Raw genomic sequence first — 24,361 nt, 5'->3', positions numbered from 1 at the left:
GCAGATGAAATCTATCAAAATTACCACAATGTCAGACAGTTCTACTTGACATAATCCATATTATAAGAACCCATCTTCCTGTTAAGTATGGTTACTTCTATGACTGTACTTTTATATTTTTTTTGCAGTAAAAAAAGAGAGGTTTCAGACCTCTCCTACTCTAATGTATCCATTAATAAATTCGGCACAATGGCTTTGGCATCTTCAATTTTTGAGGCTTTTAGTAAAGCGACAATACAGCTGATTTGCGGATGAAAATGTTCCATCGTGTCTACCTTCCATTTTACTTGAGCGAATACGTTCAGAATATAAACGGACTCATGATAAAATTTGCTTAAAGCTTTATTGTCAGCTACCTCGAAGAAATAGCTGGTCAATAAGTTCGCCTTCTGTTGATAGTCTATCAGCTTCCGCTTTACAAAGACTTCATTCAATGCGTCTAGTTTTTGGTCAAGGATTGCGACAACGGCTGGATTTCTCCAATTGTCTTTGGACATATCGAAAGCCATTTGAATTAATCCGGCCATGACTTCTGCATATTCTTTTATTTCCTTATCCGTGAAGGATTTGACGATTGTACCTCTTCTAGGAATACGTTCTACAATATTATCAACCTGCAGCAGATATAATGCTTCTCTTACTGGGGCACGACTAGTCTTAAGCTCAGAGGCAATATATTCTTCTACAATTTTGTCTCCTTGTACCAACTCTCCTTTCATAATTTTTTTTAGTATGTATTTCGCAATTTGCTCCGGCAAGGAAATACCGATTGCTTCATCATTGTTATTCCATCTTTCATTAACCAAGGACTTCACTCCAAACAGTAATATCTACTTCACTATATTATATAGAACTTCCATCAATTTAGAAAGTAATGCTACAGCTGTAGGCTTATACCCAATTTTAATACATCACAATACATCACAAATAATTTACAATTTTAGCAAAAATAGCATCTAGCTTTTTTTCGAAAACGTGCTACTATAAGATTGATAAAGTGAAAAAGATGGAGAGAACAAAAATGAAATTAGTATCGTTTAATGCTTTTCGTACCATTGGTATCCCAGGTGTCACTTATATTAAACCGGATCATATGTTTAAAGAAATAGAAGTGATCAAAAACGCTGACGTATTATTATTTCCAGAAACCTGGCAAGTCCCAACACTCGTTTATGGTTTAAAGAAAGCTATCTTCCCTAATGTGGAAACAATGCTACTTGGCGAAAATAAAATCGAAATGACCAGAGTATTACAAGCCATCACTCCACAGCATGTTCCTTATACAGAAATACTAGCAAACACAGCTCAAAATATAGGAAATATACTAGAAACTTTCCCTTATCCTTTCGTTGCAAAAGAAGCAAAGAATTCAATGGGACAAGGTGTGTTTTTAATAGAAAATGAGGCGCAATTCCGCACTTATGCAGAACAAAATGATGCCTTGTACGTGCAAGAATTCTTACCGAATGACGGTAAAGACCTACGTGTTTGTGTCATAGGTGATCAAATTCACGCTGCCTATTGGCGTGTAGGCGCAGAGGGAGAATTTCTCCATAATGTGGCAAGAGGTGGAGATATTTGTAACGAATTTATACCTGATGATGCACTTGATATAGTACTGTCCATTGCCAGAACATTATCCGTTAATCATGCCGGATTTGACGTACTCGTAAGCAATGGCAACTACTATATTCTCGAATTTAATGTATTGTTCGGTAATCAAGGTTTACGAAATGAAAAAACAACAGTCTCAGAAGCTATCTATCAATATATTTTGTCGCAATTTGTGCCACCATACCCAACAGCACCAACACCAGGAAAAATCATTTCATAGATCAGAGAGGGCATTATCATAGCTACATGTTAGACTTTTGTAAAACCCGCTTAGCCTTATCTAAACTTAACATTTTAAAAAGCTTTCTATAATTCGGATTATGTAAAGTAAACTGTTTCGATCTGCTTATTTTGATAAATAACTTCTCTGCTGCCTTGTACCGAGTAAAATCGCTTCGAAGCGATACTTGTAGACACAGGCACAGACAAAGTGGATGTTCAGCTCGCGCTGACGCATGCGGAATCTCCGCATATTTCCTAAGCTTTAAGGAATTTCTACAATGTATGGAACAGAAAAAGCAGTGGTGCTAGGCATATTGTTATGTAGAATTCGAATGCTATCATGGCAATTATAAGCAGCTCAATGTGCTAGCTCTTGTATAAGTTGTAGAGCCAACACAATAGCGCAGGCCAATCACGTAGACTCCCGCAGGATTTTCAGACGTGCCCCGAGAAGTGATTGGCCGGAGCGGTATCCAAGCACACGAATCATTTCAAAATCACCACTAAGCTAGTTGACAGAGTCCGTATTATTAACACCATTACCTTTGCTTTTTCATCTCCACGCACAGAATGCTACTTCACTGATGTTTCCCAATTTACAAATTCAATCGTTTGATTGGCTAATGATTGGATTCGTGCTAGTGACTCCACTCGGCACCCTTTCTCTGAGAGAAATTTGCCACCATCCTGAAAAGCTTTTTCGATGACAATACCTATACCTGCTATGGATGCATTTGTTTTTTCTACAATATCAACTAGCGCAAGAGCAGCCTGTCCATTTGCCAGGAAGTCATCAATAATTAGAACATGATCCTGATCATTCAGAAATTTGCTCGCAATTGAAATATCGTTCGTTTCTTGCTTTGTATAGGAGTACACCTGAGATGTGATTAAGCCTTCCGTCAATGTTAAAGACTTCTTTTTACGTGCAAAAATAACTGGTACATCAAGTACTAAGCCTGTCATAACAGCTGGTGCAATCCCAGATGATTCAAGAGTTACAATTTTCGTGATACCTTCTCCTTTAAAACGAGCAGCAAATTCTTTTCCTATTTCATTCATTAATTGCGGGTCAATCTGATGATTTAAAAAATTATCCACTTTTAACACGGTATCCGACAAGGCTATACCCTCTTTTATAATTTTCTTTTGTAATAATTCCATCGCTGTCACTCCTCTAAAAAAATTAAAAAACCCAAAAAAACAGTGCTCTCGACATAGGATGAGCAATGTTCTTTGGGTTCTTCACCATGTTTCGACATTGCTCACTCATAGTCAGATTATTTACGGTAATCCGGTAGAAACTCGCAGGCCATATTCCTGCTATTATACAAGTGAGAATAATATGCTTTATTTTAACATGATTCCAGATACTTTTAAATAAAAATAACGGTATCTCGATACGTTTCAAAACCCAATGGGCATCCATTACAACAAGTTTTGATAAAAAATAGATGCAAACACCCCCAATCCGCAAAAATACAGAGCTAATATGTATATTAAGAATTTTTTTATGTAAAACTGTAACCTTTTTCGAAGTATTTCGTCGAATAATTAGTGGAGACTTTATTACAATATTGTAGAATTATTGTGGAAGGACTTGATTTGTTTACGCATATTGCGTATACTTAAGCACGTTTCTACTGAAAAAAAGCAATTCATATAATAATAGATTGTAAGCGAGGTATGTAATTTGGCTGAATTTAGAACTGATAAACGTAAAAAGAAGAAGTCATGGAAAAAAAGAATCCTTTGGTTTTTATTATTCATTGTCCTAGTAATTATCGCATTTGGAGTTTATATTTTAACGAATGTATTTGGCGCAGCTCAAGATTCTCATGAAGAATTGAATCGACCTGAAGGTAAGTCAGAGAAAAGAGAAGAAGCAGTAACGATCGGTGATGATCCGATTTCGATTCTGTTAATCGGTGTGGAAGACTATGAAACAGATGGTAAAAATGGTCGTGCTGATACACAAATTGTTGTGACACTTAACCCTGATACAGAACAAATGACAATGACTTCTGTTCCGCGTGACACGCAAGTAGAATTTACCGAGGAGGAAGCTGGTCAGTACGCTGGTTCTCACAAGATTAATGCCGCATATACGTATGGTTCGATTACAGGTTATGGAGCTAACAAATTAACCGTCGAAAAAGTAGAAGAAGAATTAGATATACCAATTGATGAGTATGTAACGGTTAACTTTGATGGTTTCAAAGAGATAGTTGATGCTCTAGGTGGTGTTACTGTAGATATTAAAGAACCTTTCTGGGAGAAGAATTTCTACGATAATGACGCTCGTATTTACTTTGAAAAAGGAACAAAGAAATTAGATGGAGAAGAAGCGCTAGCGTTTGTTCGAATGAGAAAACGCGATGTCAATGCGATCTATTCACGTGAGGAAAGACAACGTCAATTTATACAAGCTTCCATTGATCAGGCGATCTCTGCTGGTACACTGTTCAAGGTTGGCGAAATTTCTGATATTTTAGGTGAAAATATCACAACCAGTCTAAGTGCGACAGAGATTTATCAATTACAACAATCTTACTCTTCTATGAATGCTTCTGGCATTAAAACATACGAAATAGAAGGATCGGATCAAGTAATCGGTGGTTCCTATTACTTTGTTCCAACAGAAGAAGGTTTACGAACAGCATCACAACAACTGAAGTCAGAACTTGGATTAGCTGAACCAACCGAAGGTTCTACATCTGAAAATCAAACTACCACAGAATAAAGAAAAGTTATCCATGAGATAAACAAAAAGCGATTTTTCGTTGCAATGGCTCGAAAAATCGCTTTTTTTCTATTTATTTCGGTAAACCAAATTCCTTCTCCAGCTCGTGAATACTTTGGTCATCTATTTGAACAATTTCCCCTAAATCCTTTGAGACAATTAATGCACGAGCACTGTAATCTGCTACCTCTAAGCGGTCAAAAGCATTTAATAAATCAGATCCTGTTACAATAACACATTCATTCTCCACAATAGCAATTGGTGTTGCAGGTGTGAATACATCCGCTACTTTTTCGGGATCAGTATGTGGTGAAATTGCAGGTAATTTTGGAATTTCACGCATTAAAATATAACTCTCCGGAATCGTTTTCGAATCCAATACAGCATCTGTCACCGCAAAAGCCATTACATGAGGCGGATGGGCCAAAATGATCGACTCAATATGCGGATGTTTTTCATAAATATACTGATGCAAACGAGCAGATCGACTTGGTATCTTTCCACGCTCTCTTTTTCCCTTTTCAATCCGTACAATATCACTTGATTCTAAATAATGACGATCGATATCATATGGAGTTATCAAAAACGAATCGTCAGTCAATCGTTGAGAGAAAGTGCCTTGTGTACTCGTAAAGAGTTTTTGTTTATAAGCACGGTGAATTAACTTACACATCTTCGCACGCAACTCTCTTTCTTTAATGCTGTATGATTCAGGAGCAAATTCTTCAAGTTCACTTTGGTGTTGGTGTTTGGCAATTGTATCGGTGTCTAGCCCTTTGGCAGGAGCCATTCGATTAGCCTCTGCTTCAATGCGAGCCGAGAAATCCAATGTTTCAAATCGTTTGAAAGCATCAAACAGATTATCGTCTCCCACTACCACACCATGATTTTCAAGGATAACGGATTGGTAGCCCTTTTTGAATTCTGCTGCAATTTTTTCTCCTAGATCATTACTGCCTGGTAATCCGTATTTGGCAATTGCGACTTCACCACATGTTTGATACACATTTGCCATAATCTTAGTATTAGGTGCTTTTCGCACAATACTAAATGCTACAAGTGCCGGTGGGTGCGCATGTACAATCGCTTTCAAATCTGGTCTCGCCTGATAAATAAGTTGATGAAAAGGAAATTCACTTGAAGGCTTATGAAGACCTTCCTTCGTTCCATCTGGTTTGACACACACCATATCATCTCTTGTTAAGCTGCCTTTATCCACTCCTGCAGGTGTAATCCAAATATCGCCTTCTTCATCTTTAATCGAAATATTGCCTCCAGATGTTGTTGTCAGTCCACTTTGATAAATTCTTTCCATAAACATCATTAATTGATCAGCTGGATGAAACATGTCCAAATTCATTACGATCCCTCCTGTTATAGTTAACTCGCGAAAGATGCTCTGCTATACCTCTATTGTACTAAATATGCATAGAATACCTATAACGAAATTCATCTATTTATTATCCTAATTTGCCGTCTATATTTCTATTCGCTTCAGATAAGCACAGGTTAATTGAATACTCCTGACTAGTCTCAACCAGATCCATTCTCTCTTACTTATTTTTCGATAACAAAAAATATATCATTGTCCAAAATTCAATTGATATAATACGGATTATGGAAACTAGACGATCCCCACAGGACGTGGAGCAATTTTTAGGAGCTTTGCTAAAACCGATGTCCTATTTCAAAATGATCTAAGAGCAAATCATGAAGTTTACATAACCCGTATTATAAGTATTTTTCCACAATTAAGTGCAAAAAAGAAGTACAACTTGCTATTATAGCAAGTTATACTTCTTGTAAAATATCGTTATCGTCTGTTGACTGTGGTCTCTCATTTAATTGCAATGCTTTCGCAGTGGTGGTTTTGATTTCTTCAATTAAATCTGGGTTTTCTAATAAAGCCTCACCATAAGAAGGGATCATTTCTTTTAACTTCGGTTCCCATTCATCAATTTTATGTGGAAAGCATTCTTTAATTACTTGCAGCATGACTGATACAGCTGTGGAAGCACCTGGTGATGCACCTAGTAACGCAGCAATTGTCCCATCTGCGGAATGTACCACTTCTGTTCCAAATTGCAATGTCCCTTTTCCTGCATCCGTATCTTTAATAACTTGGACCCGTTGACCTGCTATCACAATATCCCAATCTTCACTTTTGGCATCAGGAACAAATTCTCTTAGCTCTTCCATTCGTTTTTCCTTCGACAACATCACTTGCTCAATAAGATATTTCGTCAACGACATGTTTTTCGCACCTGCCGCTAACATGGTAAACAGGTTATCAGGCTTCACTGATGTAATTAAATCGAACATTGAACCAGTCTTTAAGAATTTCGGCGAAAATCCAGCAAAAGGTCCGAATAATAATGATTTTTTGTTTTCAATAAATCTCGTATCAAGGTGTGGTACAGACATTGGTGGAGCCCCAACTTTTGCCTTCCCATATACTTTTGCATGGTGCTGTGCCACCACATCAGGATTTTTACAAACCATAAATAAGCCACTTACTGGGAAACCACCGATATTGCGGCCTTCCGGGATACCTGATTTCTGTAACAGGTGTAAACTACCTCCACCTGCACCAATAAAAACAAACTTAGCTGTATGGCGTACAACTTCTCCACTGTCCACGTTACGGATCTTTAATTCCCAGCCACCATCACTTGTCCGTTTAATATCGTCCACATTTTGCTTATATTGTACCGATACATTTTGTTCTTCTAACTGATCAAACATCTTTCTCGTTAAAGCGCCAAAATTCACATCTGTTCCAGTATCAATCTTCGTTGCCGCAATTGGTTCTGAGTTATTCCGCTCTTTCATCATTAATGGCGTCCAATCCATTAATTTCTCCGGATCATCCGAAAACTCCATCCCTTCAAACAACGGATTCTCGGAAAGCGCTTCAAAACGCTTTTTTAAAAACCTTACATTGCTCTCACCTCGAACAAAACTCATGTGAGGCAACGGTTCAATAAATTCACTTGGACGTGTAAGGCGTTGATTGTTAACTAAGTAAGACCAAAACTGTTTCGAAACTTGAAATTGTTCATTGATCTTCAAAGCCTTCGTTATATCAATCGTACCATCCGCATTTTCCTTCGTATAATTCAACTCACACAAAGCAGAATGCCCGGTACCTGCATTATTCCATTCATTCGAGCTTTCATCCCCTGCTTTGTCCAGTCTTTCAAATACAGTAATATCCATATCAGGATCTAGTTCTTTCAACATCGACCCTAATGTCGCACTCATAATTCCAGCACCTATTAAAATCACGTCTGTTTTCATATGTGAGTCGCTCATTTCTACCTTCCTTACTCGATAAGATTTACTGAAAAGAAGACGAACCCGATTCGTCCGTAACTTTTCTAATTATTAGCTATTCTATTTTATAGTGTATCACTAAAAATGATAATTTAAAACGTTTATATGTACATTATATTCCAACTTAACCTGATTTGGAAGCGGTATAGTCTGTCCTTTTTCTAATTTTTGAGCATATTCAACAGCAGCTCTTCCCTCTATCAACTTTTCACAATGGGCTACTCCTGCTCATACTTCACATGATCTCAACAAAATATTTTCAAATAACAGTTGACATTTTTAGTTTTATGCATATAATTTTCATCAAGGAAACTTTTTATCTTTAATGAATTTTAATTAGATTAATAACATATTATTTCTAAAGAGAAATTAAATTATATACTACTAATTTTTAAAGGAGAGAAAGAATATGGGTAGTGAGGCACTTTCAATCAATAATCTTCATGTTTCGTATCATGGGAATGAAGCGATCAAAGGAGTTAGCTTATCTATTAACTCCGGGAATCTAGTCGGCATTATCGGACCGAATGGTGCAGGTAAATCCACTTTATTAAAAGCTATGCTGAATCTGATTCCTAGAGACAAAGGCAGCGTTAAGGTAATGGGCAAAGCCATCAAAGATACTCGTAAACAAATCGCATATGTTCCGCAACGTTCTGATATTGATTGGGATTTCCCCATTACCGTCATAGATGCTGTATTGCTAGGTACGTACCCACACTTAAAATTATTTAGAAGGCCTAGCAAAAAAGATAAGAAATGGGCGATTCAATGTTTAGACAAAGTCGGAATGAAAGAGTTTAGCAAAAGACAAATCGGAGAGCTCTCAGGAGGACAGCAGCAACGCGTTTTTCTTGCGAGAGCATTAGCACAACAAGCAGATCTTTTTTTCTTGGATGAGCCTTTTGTAGGCGTCGATGTCTCCAGCGAAGAAACGATAATCCAAATTCTGAAAGAGCTTTGCCAGCAAGGAAAAACAGTGATTGTTGTCCACCATGATCTTAGTAAGGCAAACGACTATTTTCATCAATTAATACTATTGAATAAAGAATTGATCGGTTTTGGTTCTGTTGACGAAGTATTTCAGCCGGAAGTGATTGGGAGAGCTTATCAAGGGCAATTTGCGTTCATGAATGAAATCGGGGTGACATTGTAATGGAATTTTTACACGCTATACTTGAATATGGTTTTCTGCAAAAAGCATTATTTACTTCCATCATGGTTGGTATTATCTGTGGTGTGATCGGCTGCTTAATTATTTTAAGAGGAATGGCTTTGATGGGTGATGCCATTTCTCATGCCGTACTTCCCGGAGTAGCGATTTCTTATATGTTTGGCATTAACTTTTTCTTTGGGGCGGTATTTAGTGGTGTCTTAACGGCACTTGCTATCGGATTTGTCTCACAGAACAGTCGCATTAAGCACGATACATCGATCGGGATTATGTTCACAGCAGCCTTTGCTGGCGGTATTATCCTGATTACTTTGCTAAAAAGCAGTACAGACTTGTACCATATTTTATTTGGCAATGTGTTAGCAGTGCGTTCCTCTGATATGTGGACGACATTAGGAATCGGTGTATTTGTCATCCTAGCAGTTTATTTATTCTATAAAGAACTATTGGTCACCTCCTTCGACCAAACCATGGGGGCAGCTTATGGTTTGCCAGTCAGACTGATTCACTACTTCCTGATGACGCTATTGACCATGGTAACAGTAGCTTCCCTGCAAACAGTGGGTATTGTATTAGTTGTAGCAATGTTGATTACTCCCGCTGCCACAGCCTATCTGTTGACAGAGCGATTATGGGTTATGATTTTTATTGCAGCAGGCATTGGTGTCTTATCAGCGATTGTCGGCTTGTTCTTCAGTTTTACTTATAACCTAGCATCAGGAGCGACGATTGTGTTATCGTCAACGGCCATTTTCATTATCGCCTTCTTGCTCGCACCAAAACACGGTTTAATTTGGAAAACGATAAAAGCTAAAAGAAAAAAAGCCTCTTTGACTTAAACTATTAATCTTTTTTTAGGAGGAATGAAATTATGAAAAAAAGAAGTTATTTACCGTTTTTTGTAAGTATATGTACACTGCTGCTGATCACTGCATGCAATACAAGTGAAGGAAGCGGAAATGCAAATAATGAAGAGACCGAAGAGAAGGTACAAGTGGTCACTACTTATTCGATTATCTATGACATCGTTAAAAATGTTGGTGGTGATTTAGTTGACATTCATAGCCTTGCACCGATTGGATCCAATCCGCATGAATATGACCCACTACCGGAAGATGTCCAAAAGGCAACAGATGCCGATGCCATTTTTTATAATGGATTAAACCTGGAAGCAGGTAATTCATGGTTCGATCGTTTAATGGAAACAGCAGAAAAAGATGAAGAAGATGCGCCGGTATTTCTAATGAGTGAAGGCGTGGAACCAATGTATTTAACAACAGAAGGGAATGAGGGTGAAGAAGATCCACATGCTTGGTTAAATATTGAAAATGGTATCCAATATGCGGAGAATGCACGAGACGGATTAATCGAAGTCGATCCCGACAATAAAGACGTCTATGAAAAAAATACCGAAGAATATATCACACAATTGAAAGAGCTGCATCAGGATGCAATTGAGCAATACAATGAAATCCCCGAAAAAGAGCGTGTATTAGTGACTAGTGAAGGTGCATTTAAATACTTTAGTGCAGCATACGGCTTCCAGGCTGAATATATTTGGGAGATTAACCAAGAGAATCAAGGAACACCTAAACAAATTACTAGAATTGTTGACATTATTAGCGATAAAGGAATAAAAGGATTATTCCTTGAAACAAGTATTGACCCCCGCAGTATGGAAGCAGTATCGGCAGAGACAGATGTACCGATTATGGGTAAAGTGTTTACCGATTCATTAGGAAAAACCGGTGAAGATGGAGATACTTATATTGATATGATGAAATGGAATATCCAAACGATTAAAGAAGGATTAACCGAATAACAGAAAGAGCCAGAGAACAAGATTAAACCTCAATAAAAGCCGCACACTACATGGATTATGATTATATAAAACCAATGTAGTGTACGGCATTCTTCTTACACCTTATCTATAAACGATGAAGTAACTTCGTATATAATCGTGAAAAATGAACATGATGATCAGCTTTGAGATCATATTGACATATATAGTGTGCTAAAATTCCGCTCCGGCCAACCACTTCGCGTCCTGCGGGGCACGGCTGAAACTAACTTTGTGAAGAAGATCGTTTCACAAAGTGGATCTTCAGCACCTGCACAATCCCGCGGGAGTCTATTTGGTTGACCTACTCTAATGTTAATGTTCTACAACGGTTGCAAGAGATAGCATATTGGTCTGTTTATACCAATTTATTGCAAAAGTATTTAATATAAGTACATAAACTGCTTAGCGCCAATGCTTTTAGCTGTTCCATGCATTGTATCTCTTCCTTTAAGCGTGGGAAATATGCGGAGACTCCTCATGCGTCAGCACGAGCTGAGGATCCACTTTGCCTGTGTCTACTAGTATCGCTTCGAACTAAGCTTCCTCGGCACAAGGCAACAAAGAAATTGTTCAAGTAGTAGCCTAGCTGAAGCCGTGCCCCACAGGACGCGGAGCATATTTCCGGAGCTTTTCCTTAGCACAGTAAAAATGTCAAAATCACCAAATGAAAATACAATTTTATATCATTACGTTTGTTAGCTTACACATTTTATGCCCAGCCTCTTTTTATTTCATAACCTTTCTAACGGGATGTAATAAAATACACGAAGTTTGATCAGCTTCTACTAACACCTCATACAAATTGTGATCCTTTTGTGTGACTACTTGGTTGTCAACCTTTACAGGTGCATCTACTCGTATACGTACGGTTCCTGATTGTACAGCATGAATGTTAATATACTGTAATTGATGCTGCTTCCATTCAAACTCTAATTCATATCCTCCTCTAGCCTTTACTCCCCTTACATATCCATCTTCCCATGCTTTTGGAATAGCAGGAAGAAAATGAATTTCGTCATTTTGGCTCTGCACAATCATTTCTATAATGCCAGCAGTTCCACCAAAATTTCCGTCAATTTGGAATGGTGGATGGTTGTCGAATAAATTGGGCAGTGTAGACGATTTTAACAGTTCTACTACATTGTCATAAGCAGCTTCACTATCATGTAAACGAGCCCACATGTTGATAATCCAGGCTCGGCTCCAGCCGGTATGTCCGCCACCATGCGCTAACCTTCTGTTCAATGTCACTTCTGCTGCTTTGGCTAATGCAGGAGTAGTAATCGGTGAAATCTGATTACTGGGATGTAAGGAAAATAAATGAGAGATATGACGATGACCAGGCTCAGCTTCTTCATAATCCTCTAGCCATTCTTGAATTTGACCGTGCTTTCCTATTTTTATTGGAGGTAACTTATCTCTTAACTCTGATAGTTGTTGAGAAAACTCTTTATCCATCCCTAATATATCACTTGCTTTTATACAACTGGATAAAAGCGCATCAATGATTTGACTGTCCATAGAAGGCGCTTCACATAACCTGCCCTTCTCCCCATCAGGTAATATATACGTGTTTTCTGGAGAAACAGAAGGCGTTGTAATCAAGTAGCCATCGTTGTTCTCAATTAGAAAATCAACAAAAAATAAAGCTGCTTCTTTCATCGTTTCGTAAGCCTGTTTTAAATATGGGACATCTGTTGAATATTGAAAATGTTCCCACAAATGTAAGCATAGCCAAGCTGCTCCCATTGGCCAATAACTTGCCGGAGGATAAATATCCTGTGGAGCTGTATCTCCCCAAATATCCGTATTATGATGTGCGGTGAATCCACGGCAGTTATACATTTTCTTAGCTGTTATTCTGCCTGAGTTTTTCATTTTTTCGATATGCTTTAATAAAGGCACATGGCATTCGGATAGATTACACACTTCTGCCGGCCAATAATTCATCTGTGCATTGATATTGATCGTATACTTACTATCCCAGGGCGGGAACATTAAATCATTCCAAATCCCTTGCAAAGTAGCCGGTAAAGAATTTGGTCTGCTCGATGCAATCATCAGATAACGGCCAAAATGAAAATATGTATCGATCAGGCCGAGATCTATTTTTCCTTGTTGCAGTAATTTAAGTCGCTCATCTGTCGGTAAATCCTTTTTCAATGTGGAATGATCTGCAAGTGTTAACTCAACTCGTTGAAATAATGTTTGATAATCTGTTATATGTGTTTTTCTTAAATCATAGTATCCTTTTCTAGCAGCACAAGATATCGTATGGACACATTGTTCTTTTGGATCTTCAAATCGATATGTCGTTGCAGCAGTTAACAATATGGTAACTTCACTAGCTTGATTAACACATATACGATTCCCTAATGCTCTGACATCTCCATCCTCTGCTATAACTTTTAAGACCGCCGCAAACGCAATACCGTCTCTTCCACCAGTTTCTCCACCCATTACAATACTTGATGAAGACAGCTGTTCTGTCGTATCAAGGTTTCTAGTGTTTCCCCGGTCTAGACTAGCTTGAAAGGATATAGAATTTTGTTCCGTTGCTGATAACCTTATTACCATCACTTGATCCGGATAACTAGTAAACACTTCCCTTTGATAGGTTATATTATTAGTGACAAACTCAGTATTTACAATAGCAGTATTTAAATCTAACGCTCTATAATAATTTTTGTATCTATTTATTTCATCAAAATCAATGTTTATTTCACCTAAAGGTTCATAGTGTCTTTGTGACTTCGGAATACCAGACATACTCAATTTAGCCAGTTCTTCTGCTTCATATAAATTCCCATTTGCCAATAACTCTCTAACTCTATTCAAATGGGAAAAAGCATCAGGATTTAGCCTATCTCTTGGTCCTCCATACCAGATTGAATCCTCATTTAACTGAATCCTTTCATTAGAAACGTGACCAAAAACCATACCACCTATTCGGCCATTCCCTACTGGCAATGCTTCATTCCAGTTACCAGCAGGTTCTTTATACCATAAACATTTATTATTTGGATGCAAGTTTAACCACCTCTTATGATTTGTTAAAAGTGTCCTTAATTTATTATATCAACATTAACGCCATTCTTCTTTACCACTGGACCACGTTTTATTATGAATAGGTTCTAATATATCTAACACACTTCCTAGAAGATCTTGATTAATTGGTTCTTCTATCCATTTAATATTATTTGTAATATTTTCTTCACTCGCCGTACTGACTAGAGTTGTCGGAATTCTTTCATTCTGGACTGCAAACTGAATAGCAAGTTTCGCCAAATCCTCACCTTGCGTTGCACAGAATGATGCTGCATGCTTACAGATGGAGATAATTTCCTTATCCGCCGGATGCCACTCTGCTACTGGACGTGCGTTTAACAATCCCATTGAAATTGGCGATGCGTTAATTAAACCCACCTTTCTCTGATCACATAATGATACTATATTTAGTAAGGACGTATCGTTTAACGAGTAATGACAATAAGACAATAGAACATCTAAATCTGTGCGCGCTAACACTTTTTCGAATGCGGTTAATGGAAGGCCCGAAACGCCAAAGTAACGAATCTTTCCCTCTTCCTTAAGCTGTTGAAGAGCTGGAACTCCTTCTTGGATGATCTGTGCATGATTGGCAAATTCAATATCATGCAAGAACATCATATCAATATAATCTGTCTGCAAACGGGTTAAGCTTTCTTCTGCACTTTGTATGATTCTTTGTCTTGAAAAATCGAAATCATTCTCTCCATACCGACCTGCTTTCGTTGATAAAATAAATTGATCTCGCGGCATACCTTCCATTGCCTTACCTAATACCGTTTCAGCCTTGGTCAAACCATAATATGGAGACACGTCAAAATAATTAATTCCACCATCAAATGCTCGATGCACTGTATTTATTCCTTCTTTTTCCTTAACTTTTCTAAATACAGAGCCTAACGAGGAGGCACCAAAACTTAACACAGAAACATCTAAACCTGTCTCACCTAATCTTCGATATTTCATGGATATCCACTCCTGGAATTACATTCTAATTAAACATCTAATTTATAAAAGGTTTTAGCATTTTCACCAAAAATCCTCACCTTATCTGACTCAGTTAAATTTTCAGGTAATACTTTTTCGATAATTTGGATAACTTCATCATAGCTTGCTGCCAGTAGACAAACTGGCCAGTCACTACCATACAGCAAACGATCCAATCCGAATACCTTCACTATGTGCTGAACATATGGAATAAAGTCCTCCAACTTCCATTGAGTATGATCAGATTCTGTCACCATGCCGGATAGCTTACAATAAATGGCTGGATGCTTTGCTATTTCTGTCATATGACTTCTCCAGGGCTCTGTTGTACCTTCTTTTATAACTGGTTTTGCAATATGATCGATTACACCTCTAATTGTCACTTGATCAAGTAGCTTAACCACGGCTGAAAGTTGATTGGAATGTACTAATAAATCAACAGGTAAATCCAATTCTCCAAAATGATGGAATGCGTCGATATATTTCCGTTTTAAAATAACTTTTGCGTCAGGCATGTCTTGTATCATTACGCGTATCCCGACAAACTTTGGATGATCTAGAAATAACTCAAGTTGCCTTTTGTAAGAAGGATCTTCTATATCTATCCAGCCTACTACTCCAGCAATGACCTCCGAGTTTTCACTTTGGGATAAAATAAACTCTGTTTCTTCAATAGTTGGTGCTGCCTGAATGACAATTGTTTTGTCAATCTTATGTTTCTGCAGGTGTGGAATCAAATTCTCTTCTAAAAAATCACGATAAAGTGTGGGAACCTCTGGTGTAATCCAGCCATAATCATTTCGACTAATTTTCCAGTAATGCTGATGTGCGTCTATTCTCATTTCCATGCCCTCCTCTCCATCTAATTAATAACTTACAATTCTATTATTGCTTTTATCACGTTAGTTTCAGGATCTAACCATTCATTAAAGGTGTTAACTGTGTATTTAAATGCTGTACGGTGTGTGATATAGTTACCTATATTTATTTTATTCATTTGTATGAAACGTTTAACATAATCAAAATCATCCCTCGTAGCATTTCGACTAGCTAGTAAAGAAAGTTCCTTCGCATGAAAATCCGGATCAAAAAAAGTGATGTGGTCCTTTACTAAGCCTACATAGACTAATTCACCGCCATGCGCAGTATATTGAAATGCCTCCATCATTGAAAGACAATGACCTGTTGCATCAAATACAATGGATGGCAAATTTCCACCTGTTAAATCATACAAGGTATCCAACGGCGCTTGCCCGGCATCGATAAGATGGTCAACTTGAGCCCAATCACTGCAGAAACCCAATCTATTTGTATTTACATCCATTGCAATAACTTCAGCACCTTCTTGTTTGGCAAAAGCCATCACCCCTAAGCCAATTGGTCCTGCGCCTATAACAAGTACCGTATCACCGGCAATTAGACTGGAACGTTTGATAGCATGTGCCCCAATACTAAGTGGCTCAAGTACCGCTGCCTCATCTAAAGATATATCATTTGTTACGAGCAAATGCTCAATGGGAACGGAAATTTGTTCACACATCCCACCGTCCAGATGCACGCCGATAACCTTCAGATCCATACAACAATTAGGCTTATTATTTCTGCAGGCGATACAAGTACCACATTCAAGGTAGGGGATGATGCTAACCCGATCCCCTTCCTTTATATTAGTAGCATGTTGATCAATCCATTCTACTGTTCCTGCTAACTCATGCCCTAATACTCGAGGATATTGAAAGAATGGTTGATTTCCTTTATATGCATGAAGATCTGTTCCACAAACTCCTATCCGTTTGATATTAATTATTGCCTGCCCCTTTTCTTTTAATGGCGTTGTTCTGCTCGTTTGCACCAAACTATTCGGTTGTTCGCATACAATACATTCCATGTTAATTACTCCCGTCATTTACTCATGAATAACTTCAACATAGCAGTAATCAATCGAAATAACATTGCCTATATTGTTACCCATCTGTTTATTTTTGACCTAAATTAGGCGGTTTCTTGTTTCTGTTGCATAGTTCAAAATCTTCCAGTAAACATATATGTAATCGATAACATTTTTGGTATAATCAAATAAATAATTCCTAGCCTTTTTTCTATTCATTATTCATTAATGGGAAGGTGATCACGTGAAATCTACTTTTGAACTTTCAAGGATCAATGAATTGTTTCCTTATTCGTTTACCTATAAGAACAGTAAAAAACCTCAAAATGAACTACCAGACCATATACATCATTTTCATGAAATTATTTTTGTTCACGATGGGAACGGATTATTTTTCATTCACAATACCCTCTACAAAATGAACAAAGGGGATGTGTTTATTATCCCTAAAGACACGTTACACCACGCTAAGCCAGACAAGAACGACTTAATCACTTCTTCTGTCATTTTCTTTAGTTCAGCTTTGGTTCATACTAATGCAATCGATGAATCTTTTTCCTATTTGTACCTGATCGAAACCGTTAAAAAAGAGAAAAATTTCAAGATACAGCTCACTGAAAATGAGCAATTAATATTGGAGGATCACTTAAGTAATATTGATAAAGAGTTATCTTCCAGAAAAATCGGATCCATTCACGCCTCACTGCTGTTTACACAGCACATCCTATTAGAATTGACGAGAATTAAAGCAAATCAGAGTCGTGATAAACCTGGAGAAACAAATATGCCCTATGATTGGATGCAACACATCTTAGTATACATTGAAGAAAATATAAATCGGAACATTTCCCTATCAAGCTTGGCTAAAGAATCTTTAGTCAGTCCCGCTCACTTCAGCAGAGTCTTTAAACAGCTAACCGGAATGGGTCCAACTGCATATATCAATAAAAAACGGATCCTACAGTCCAAAGAATTACTATTACATACAAATCATACAATAGCCTTCATAGCAGATAAAATCGGATTTGAAAGCACACCGCATTTTTATCGAACCTTTAAAAAATATGCAGGAATGACCCCATCAGAATTCAGAAAGAAGCACGTCTCAAACTAACATTCATCTTCCTTATTCCAAAACGACGCTAGGACTTAACAGAAGGGATTCTCCCAGGAAACAATAACGATATCATTCTCTATTGCCACACTTTCAATTAATGCAGTTGAGACTATTTGAAATTTTTATTGTGTAAGAATAGCAGGGCCCGGAGCATATTTCCGGATCTTTTCCAGAAATGTTCAAAATTACTAAAAGGAAATAGAGTATTTTCCCCAAGGATAAATTCAAACTTTTTACGAATAAACACGAAGTTAATCCGCAGTATACGACATGAGAGAGAGTCCGAACATAACATGAATGATTTCTTATTATGTCGGGCTCTTAATCTGCCTGAAAATCTTTTGTCACATCAGCGTTTCTTTACTTTTGATAGCTCTCATTAAATTCTTGTAATGCTTCCTGTCCTCCTGCTTCTTTCCACTTCCCGATAGCTGCTTCGAATCCTTCTTCATCCATATCACCAAGGATATATTGGTACGTTGCATCAGTCATAATTTGGTCTAATTCTCCTGCTTTTGCAGCATAAGTTTCCGAGTCAAGCGTAACCGTAGGGTTTTCGATCAAGTAATTTTCGTTATCTTTTTCTAATTCTTTGGCTTTAAGAGCTGGTTCATAATCATTATAACCTTCATATTTTCCGCTTGTTTCTGGTTCACCAATTTCAAATATTTTATAAGGTCTTACCTCTGCATCATATTTGTCCTGATCAATCACTTTCGCCTGCCCATCGATCAATTCATAATGCATCCCTTCTTCGCCCCATAATGCTAAGTTAGCAACTTCAGGTGTCATCAAATAATCATAAAAAGTCAATATATCCTTTAGTTCCTCTTCAGATTCGACAGAGGACTTAGGAAATAACATTAAACTACCATATCCAGGTATCGACCAAACCCCATATTCCCCATCAGGACCTTCCACATAATTTTGCACATCATATTCTACATCGGGATTAATCTTTGATGCATCTTCATACATAGACTTCACATCAGACATAGAACCAACATAAAGCCCAGCCGTTCCATTTTTAAACATCTCTGTCTGATCTTCTTTACTGGTCACCGGAAAGTCTTTGTTCATGTAACCATTGTCGCGTAATGCTTTCATGAAATTCATTGTATCCATATACTCCGGAAACGTAAATTGCGGTAAGATTTCATCCTCTTTGACTCCCCAATAGTTCGGTGTTCCGAACCAAGAAGCGATGGTTTTAAAGGAACCATATATCAGATCACTTCGATCCGTCAGACCAATCGTATCATCCTCTCCATTCCCATCCGGATCATCTTCGGTAAATGCTTTGGCCATTTCAAAGAATTCTTCGGTTGTAGTAGGTGCTGAAAGTCCAAGATTATCGGCCCAGTCTTTTCGATAAATAATGCCAGAACGTGATAAAGGTCTTCCTTGATATAATCCATAAACTTTGCCATCTATTTTTGAATTATCAATTATTTCATCTTTCAACTTACTTAGATTCTCATAGTCCTCTAAATATGGTCCGATCTCCCAAAACTGACCATCGCGAATCGCTTCTTTAAACTGATCAATTTGTTGAAATCCAATCCCGACTACATCTGGCAAGGAGTTTGTTGCAAAAGCAGTATTCAGTCTTTCATTGTAATTATTGTCAGGTACCCAATCGATTTCTAAATTATAACCAGTAGCCTCTTCCACCTTTGTTAGAATCTTATCATTCGGTACATTCGGTGTTAATAAATTGGTCATAAAATGAATCGTTGGACGGTCTTCGTTATCAGTGTTATCACCCTCACCACTAGAAGCGCTTTCATTATTGCTGCAACTGACTAATACTAATAACACTAAAAAAAATAGACTAAAAAATTTTGTTTTCATCCTTTTCATCCTTCCTTTTATCACTTTGTTCAATTGCACCTGCACCTTGTATCTGTTTCTTGTATGTTATTGTATTTGATGATAATGGAGATTATAATTGTTTATTTTGATCAGTGTATACTGTTTTTTGATATCAGGAAGTTCACACAAGACTCCTGCATTTCTTATTTCATCAGCGCTGATTCAGCTTATACTACACACTAAGAAATTAGGCGCTTTAAGTATTAAATGTACTAAACGGCACACTTCCTTCGACATAAACTATAATAATTATAGTTGAAAGGAGGAATCGTAAATGAGTGAAGAACATGGATATGGTCAAGGCTTTACCCTCATCGTTGTGTTATTTATTCTTCTTATCATTGTTGGAACTTCCTATTATGGATAGTGACAATAATTAGAAAAATGGAGCAGTTCATGTTGTTGAACTGCTCCACCTATATTATTGATCCAACTTATTTTTATCTTCCTTCTTCCATGGTGGATCCAATGCCTTATGAATTTGTTGATTAATCTTATATATGAGATAAGGAACTACATATGCTAATAATGTACAGACTATCGTAAATAGGGATGGCATTCTTTCTGAAATTAGATTCCACATATTAATTCCTTTCTTTCTTATTCTTCACTTGGTAGGTGTTTCCTGGTTGTTCTATATCGGCATCCACTACTACCTTGATTGTACTTTTAGAAAAGTAGTTTTCTCCTGTATCCCAATTCTGTTTAATGTCTTGCCAAAAATCGTAGTGATGGATACGAAGGTAATCATCAAAAGTAAATATATCTACTTGTAAATCGTCCTTCACCTTAGTTACTGCGTCCTGCGCTATTTTCTCGATTCTTTTCTCCAATGCCTTTTTTAATTTATTTTGATTTTTTTTGCTGTACATTTCCATTGATCCAAAATATTCAGCTATTCTTGCATTTAAATGAATCTCCACAGTAAAATGTAAATTATCTTTCACTCTATTCGTTAATGTAAATTTACTAGTTCCATTATCTAAAAAATACGTAATAGGTTCTTTGAGTAGAGTTGTTGTGATAGTTCCCTGTTGATTTTCGCCTACAATGATGTTTCGACCTTTCGCATGATCATCCGCTAGAACACCGGTCATCTGACCTGACTGCCCACGAAATACTCCTAGACCTTTATATTCAACTACTTTATCAGAGACAATTTGAAGAACCGGGATAACAAAGCTCTGATTATTCAGTAGATGTTCCTGAACATCCCCAATGCGAATAGGTTCCGTTGTGACGGGTACCCGTTTATTCTCCAGCAGTTCACTAAGATAACGTGCGGGCAGTTTCACATGCTCCGGCTGAACATTTAAATAGTCTGCAGCTTTTTCTTCGGTAACAGCTATTAATAGACCTCTTCTCATTTTCTGATGCCTAGTAAATACGTCTAGTATCTTCGGAAATAAACCTTCCTTTTCTGCAATCTCTTTTGAAATCAACGATATTTCTAAATGCTCAATATTACTAACCCGATTAATCTGCCTGGAAATTTTAGTGTCCATATCATATAAGCTTTGCCCTGCTTCTGATATATTTCGAAATGCAGGACCACCACCTGGTCGAAGAATTGTCCCTAAACCAGATGGAACCACTAATTGTTCTGTCATTTCAAAGGTAGTTTGATCACCTTGTTCTTGTTGCTCCGCTATATCTAAAGCTTGTCCAGCTACAAATGCTCTGTCCTCCAGCTCAACAGTATCCCAGCATGCCGTGAGCAGCATCAACATGATGATACCAGAGAATATGGTAACACATTTATGTTTCACGCTGCTTCGCCCCCTTTATCCAATAAGCGATCCATAATAAAGATAGAGTTAGCAAATTTAGAGCCCAGCTAAAATAAGAAATCCAATTTGCAAATTTGACAATTTCCATGAAGCTATTAGGAATGGTTGAGATAAAAAAAACAATAGGAGATAGTATGAATACTATCATAACTTTTTTTACTTTTGGAAAAATAGCATTCATTGCCATGACGGCAATATCGTATGCCATAGCTGTTGTAGTAAATAAAGACATTAACCAAATAACAAAAAAGATCGATTCCACTCGTTCAAAAAATCCGCCTGGTACCTCAATCGTCTTCGCTACCTCTATAATGGGAAAACGCATCACTTCTGTTGCTCTGTCACCGAATACCGCTATACATGTTATATAAACTAAGATATAAAACGCGACTACCGAAGACATCCCGAATACAGCCATCTTTGGAGCTTTCTTTGGATTTTTTACTAGTGACATATAAAAAAGCAAAATACTTATTCCTGTAAATGATAAACCACTATCTGAAATACCTTTGAGGTATCCTTTCATGTCTGTTTTAAAAACAGGGAATAGATTTTTGGTTTCCATGTAACCAATGGAAAGCAAGACTAAAAGAGCCGTCACGCAAAAAATAAACGGTAAAAACAATGCGTTGAGTCTAAATAACCCAGCTCTTGAGCCAGATACAGCATTGACCACTACTAAAAGAAAAGTAAGTATAATTACTTCCATCGGCGTACGATCAAATAAATATTGATGAGATACATCTGCTACCGAACGAAGCTCTAAACTAGTTAAGGAAATGCCAAAAATAAAATAAAGAAAGGTTAAAATCTTTGCTACCGGCTTTGACACTAACGAAGATGCATAAATCATAAAGGACTGATTCGGAAATTGTGAGGCTAGTTTTGCAAGTCCCCAGACAATTCCAATCACAATAAGTCCAGCAATCAGGATAGAGACCCATCCATCTGAAGTCGTCATCTCTTTCGCAAGTGTACGTGGAAACGGTAATATGCCAATCCCTATCACCACAGCAGGAATAGCAATCAAAATATCGCTACTTTTAATTTTCTCATCTGCATATTTGAAGGTGTTCATTCACGTTACTTCCTTTTTTTAAGGTTAGTGTTTTTTGATTGATTATCGAACGGCTTTAAATAACGTGGACGTCGCGTTAAATTAGTAATTGGCGCACGTATCACGACGTCTTTCAAATCTTTAAAAAATACTGGTGAAAATGGAACCGAATAAGGCATACCAATACTCTTTAAATTGACAAAATGAATATTTACCATGATATAAGCTAAAGCAATTCCATACAAACCTAAAAAAGAGGCTGCTATCATAAAAGCAAACCGTAAGATTCTGAATGACGCTGTCGCACTGTAAATCGGAATACTAAAAGATGAAATGGCGGTCAGAGCTGTTACAACAACCATAATTGGACTGACAATTCCTGCACTCACTGCTGATTCACCAATTACTAAACCTCCAACAATTCCGATTGTCTGACCAATAATTTTCGGAAGGCGAACCCCTGCTTCATGTAATATTTCAAATGTAACAGCCATCAAGATGGCTTCAATTCCAGTAGGGAATGCTACTCCTTCCCTGGTAGCAGCTATGGAATAGGTTAAAGTTATCGGTATCATCCCTGGGTGATAGGATACAAGTGCAATGTATAAAGCTGGCAAGATAAGTGAAATAATAACAGTCAAAAATCGTAACAGCCGCAACAAACTTGAGGTTAACCATCGCTGGTTATAATCTTCCATAGAATGAACGGTATCCGCAATCGAAATAGGTCCTATTAACGCAAAAGGAGAACCATCAAGCAGAATAGCTATTCTGCCTTGCATTAGTTCAAAAATCACCCGATCGGGACGTTCCGTATCTAAAAGCTGTGGAAATGGAGATAAGAAACTGTCCTCAATCCATTGCTCCACAGTAGCAGAATCCGAAGCATAATCAATATCTATCGTTTCCAATCTTCTGTTTACTTCCGTAATTATATTTTCATTTGTAATACCTTCTATATAACAAAGAACTAATTTCTGTTTTGACCGTTCTCCAATTTCAAATTCTTTAAAACGAAGATTCGGATCTTTAATGTTTCGGCGTATTAAGGCTAGATTCGTTTGAATACTTTCAACAAATCCTTCTCTCGGTCCACGAATTAATGTTTCCGAATCTGGTTGTTCAATCGCCCGTTCTTTTCCTCCAGCAGTACCCATTAATAATACGCGCTCAATTCCATCCATAAAAAACGCAGTATTGCCATTCAGGATGCTAAATGCTATGTCATCCAGATCATCCGACTGATGGGTATCTGTAACGGAAATTACTTCTTTCTCAATGTCATCCAAAATATTATTTCCAAACGATTTCACATTAGATTGAATCATTTGCAGAATATTATTGTTAATTCTTCTCTCGTCAGTAATTCCACTGAGATAAATAATAGCTGCTCGTTGATTCAAATTTCCAATAAGCAGTTCTCTTACTATCAAATCACTAGAGTCACCAAGCACCCGCTTCATATTCTGCAGATTATCATCTAAGTTGTGACTGAGTGAACTCAAAATCACCTTTTTATCTGAAGATTCCGTGGCTTGTTTTCTAGTCCTTAAACGTTGAAAGAATGATGCTCGCACCATAGTAATCCCTCAATTATCTTTATAGTAGTTCATCCTTGTTTTCCCTCAAAGCGCAATTTTTATACAAAACAAGAAAAACCTCCAGTA

At 37.4% G+C, this 24,361-nt stretch carries 19 protein-coding genes and 1 riboswitch; of the genes, 7 read left to right on the top strand and 12 right to left on the bottom strand.

Annotated features, from left to right (window positions below; all coding sequences use genetic code 11):
- Positions 1–155: 155 nt before the first annotated feature.
- Positions 156–806 carry a GntR family transcriptional regulator gene (locus tag MUN88_RS12885; RefSeq protein WP_244715660.1) on the bottom strand — a complete coding sequence of 217 codons (651 nt, stop codon included), beginning with the start codon at positions 804–806 and terminating at the stop codon, positions 156–158.
- A 215-nt stretch (positions 807–1,021) separates the two neighbouring features.
- Here MUN88_RS12885 and MUN88_RS12880 point away from each other — a divergent pair, with 215 nt between their 5' ends.
- A complete protein-coding gene (locus MUN88_RS12880) occupies positions 1,022–1,834 on the top strand; it encodes an ATP-grasp domain-containing protein (protein WP_244715658.1) in 813 nt (270 codons plus the stop codon).
- Positions 1,835–2,409: 575 nt separating this feature from the next.
- On the opposite strand, the gene MUN88_RS12875 is transcribed toward MUN88_RS12880, so the two are convergent.
- Positions 2,410–3,000 carry a xanthine phosphoribosyltransferase gene (locus MUN88_RS12875; protein ID WP_244715656.1) on the bottom strand — a complete coding sequence of 197 codons (591 nt, stop codon included), beginning with the start codon at positions 2,998–3,000 and terminating at the stop codon, positions 2,410–2,412.
- A gap of 88 nt (positions 3,001–3,088) precedes the next feature.
- A riboswitch (purine riboswitch) is annotated at positions 3,089–3,190 on the bottom strand.
- Between the two features lie 339 nt (positions 3,191–3,529).
- On the opposite strand from MUN88_RS12875, the gene MUN88_RS12870 reads away from it, so the two are divergent.
- Positions 3,530–4,579 carry an LCP family protein gene (locus MUN88_RS12870; RefSeq protein WP_244715654.1) on the top strand — a complete coding sequence of 350 codons (1,050 nt, stop codon included), beginning with the start codon at positions 3,530–3,532 and terminating at the stop codon, positions 4,577–4,579.
- Between the two features lie 73 nt (positions 4,580–4,652).
- On the opposite strand, the gene MUN88_RS12865 is transcribed toward MUN88_RS12870, so the two are convergent.
- Positions 4,653–5,939: a class II aldolase/adducin family protein gene (locus tag MUN88_RS12865; protein WP_244715652.1), complete on the bottom strand. Its 1,287-nt coding sequence runs from the start codon at positions 5,937–5,939 to the stop codon at positions 4,653–4,655.
- Positions 5,940–6,370: 431 nt separating this feature from the next.
- On the bottom strand, positions 6,371–7,894 hold the full coding sequence (locus tag MUN88_RS12860) for a malate:quinone oxidoreductase (protein ID WP_244715650.1): 1,524 nt from the start codon (positions 7,892–7,894) through the stop codon (positions 6,371–6,373).
- 430 nt (positions 7,895–8,324) lie between these two features.
- Here MUN88_RS12860 and MUN88_RS12855 point away from each other — a divergent pair, with 430 nt between their 5' ends.
- The 3 genes from MUN88_RS12855 to MUN88_RS12845 are packed head-to-tail and all read left to right on the top strand — an operon-like array spanning position 8,325 to position 10,911.
- A complete protein-coding gene (locus tag MUN88_RS12855) occupies positions 8,325–9,071 on the top strand; it encodes a metal ABC transporter ATP-binding protein (RefSeq protein WP_244715648.1) in 747 nt (248 codons plus the stop codon).
- On the top strand, positions 9,071–9,928 hold the full coding sequence (locus MUN88_RS12850) for a metal ABC transporter permease (RefSeq protein WP_244715646.1): 858 nt from the start codon (positions 9,071–9,073) through the stop codon (positions 9,926–9,928). The genes MUN88_RS12855 and MUN88_RS12850 overlap by 1 nt, the downstream gene beginning before the upstream one ends.
- A gap of 32 nt (positions 9,929–9,960) precedes the next feature.
- Positions 9,961–10,911, top strand: coding sequence for a metal ABC transporter substrate-binding protein (locus MUN88_RS12845; protein WP_244715644.1), 951 nt, complete (start codon positions 9,961–9,963; stop codon positions 10,909–10,911).
- A 747-nt stretch (positions 10,912–11,658) separates the two neighbouring features.
- Here MUN88_RS12845 and MUN88_RS12840 read toward each other — a convergent pair.
- The 4 genes from MUN88_RS12840 to MUN88_RS12825 are packed head-to-tail and all read right to left on the bottom strand — an operon-like array spanning position 11,659 to position 16,855.
- Entirely contained in the window at positions 11,659–13,962 is a 2,304-nt protein-coding gene (locus MUN88_RS12840) for a glycoside hydrolase family 95 protein (RefSeq protein ID WP_244715642.1), read from the bottom strand.
- 54 nt (positions 13,963–14,016) lie between these two features.
- Positions 14,017–14,946: an aldo/keto reductase gene (locus MUN88_RS12835; RefSeq protein WP_244715640.1), complete on the bottom strand. Its 930-nt coding sequence runs from the start codon at positions 14,944–14,946 to the stop codon at positions 14,017–14,019.
- A 29-nt stretch (positions 14,947–14,975) separates the two neighbouring features.
- Positions 14,976–15,809 (bottom strand): amidohydrolase family protein, encoded by an 834-nt coding sequence (locus tag MUN88_RS12830; RefSeq protein WP_244715638.1) that lies wholly within the window; start codon positions 15,807–15,809, stop codon positions 14,976–14,978.
- Between the two features lie 32 nt (positions 15,810–15,841).
- Positions 15,842–16,855, bottom strand: a complete 1,014-nt coding sequence (locus MUN88_RS12825) for a zinc-binding alcohol dehydrogenase family protein (RefSeq protein ID WP_244715636.1) — start codon at positions 16,853–16,855, stop codon at positions 15,842–15,844.
- Positions 16,856–17,099: 244 nt separating this feature from the next.
- Here MUN88_RS12825 and MUN88_RS12820 point away from each other — a divergent pair, with 244 nt between their 5' ends.
- Positions 17,100–17,969 (top strand): AraC family transcriptional regulator, encoded by an 870-nt coding sequence (locus tag MUN88_RS12820; protein WP_244715634.1) that lies wholly within the window; start codon positions 17,100–17,102, stop codon positions 17,967–17,969.
- Between the two features lie 363 nt (positions 17,970–18,332).
- Here MUN88_RS12820 and MUN88_RS12815 read toward each other — a convergent pair whose 3' ends face one another.
- Entirely contained in the window at positions 18,333–19,835 is a 1,503-nt protein-coding gene (locus MUN88_RS12815; protein ID WP_369809993.1) for an extracellular solute-binding protein, read from the bottom strand.
- Between the two features lie 286 nt (positions 19,836–20,121).
- Between MUN88_RS12815 and MUN88_RS12810 the strand changes: the two genes are divergently transcribed.
- Positions 20,122–20,214 carry a YjcZ family sporulation protein gene (locus MUN88_RS12810; RefSeq protein WP_244715630.1) on the top strand — a complete coding sequence of 31 codons (93 nt, stop codon included), beginning with the start codon at positions 20,122–20,124 and terminating at the stop codon, positions 20,212–20,214.
- A 217-nt stretch (positions 20,215–20,431) separates the two neighbouring features.
- On the opposite strand, the gene MUN88_RS12805 is transcribed toward MUN88_RS12810, so the two are convergent.
- The 3 genes from MUN88_RS12805 to MUN88_RS12795 are packed head-to-tail and all read right to left on the bottom strand — an operon-like array spanning position 20,432 to position 24,274.
- A complete protein-coding gene (locus MUN88_RS12805) occupies positions 20,432–21,616 on the bottom strand; it encodes a Ger(x)C family spore germination protein (protein WP_244715628.1) in 1,185 nt (394 codons plus the stop codon).
- A complete protein-coding gene (locus tag MUN88_RS12800; RefSeq protein WP_244715626.1) occupies positions 21,606–22,715 on the bottom strand; it encodes a GerAB/ArcD/ProY family transporter in 1,110 nt (369 codons plus the stop codon). Before MUN88_RS12800 ends, MUN88_RS12805 begins: the two co-directional genes overlap by 11 nt.
- A gap of 5 nt (positions 22,716–22,720) precedes the next feature.
- A complete protein-coding gene (locus tag MUN88_RS12795; RefSeq protein ID WP_244715624.1) occupies positions 22,721–24,274 on the bottom strand; it encodes a spore germination protein in 1,554 nt (517 codons plus the stop codon).
- Between the last annotated feature and the right edge of the window lie 87 nt (positions 24,275–24,361).

The organism is Gracilibacillus caseinilyticus (genome assembly GCF_022919115.1).
Classification (GTDB): domain Bacteria; phylum Bacillota; class Bacilli; order Bacillales; family Amphibacillaceae; genus Gracilibacillus; species Gracilibacillus caseinilyticus.
The sequence above is the reverse complement of the archived record's forward strand: the minus strand, read 5'-3'. Positions and strand labels throughout refer to the sequence as shown.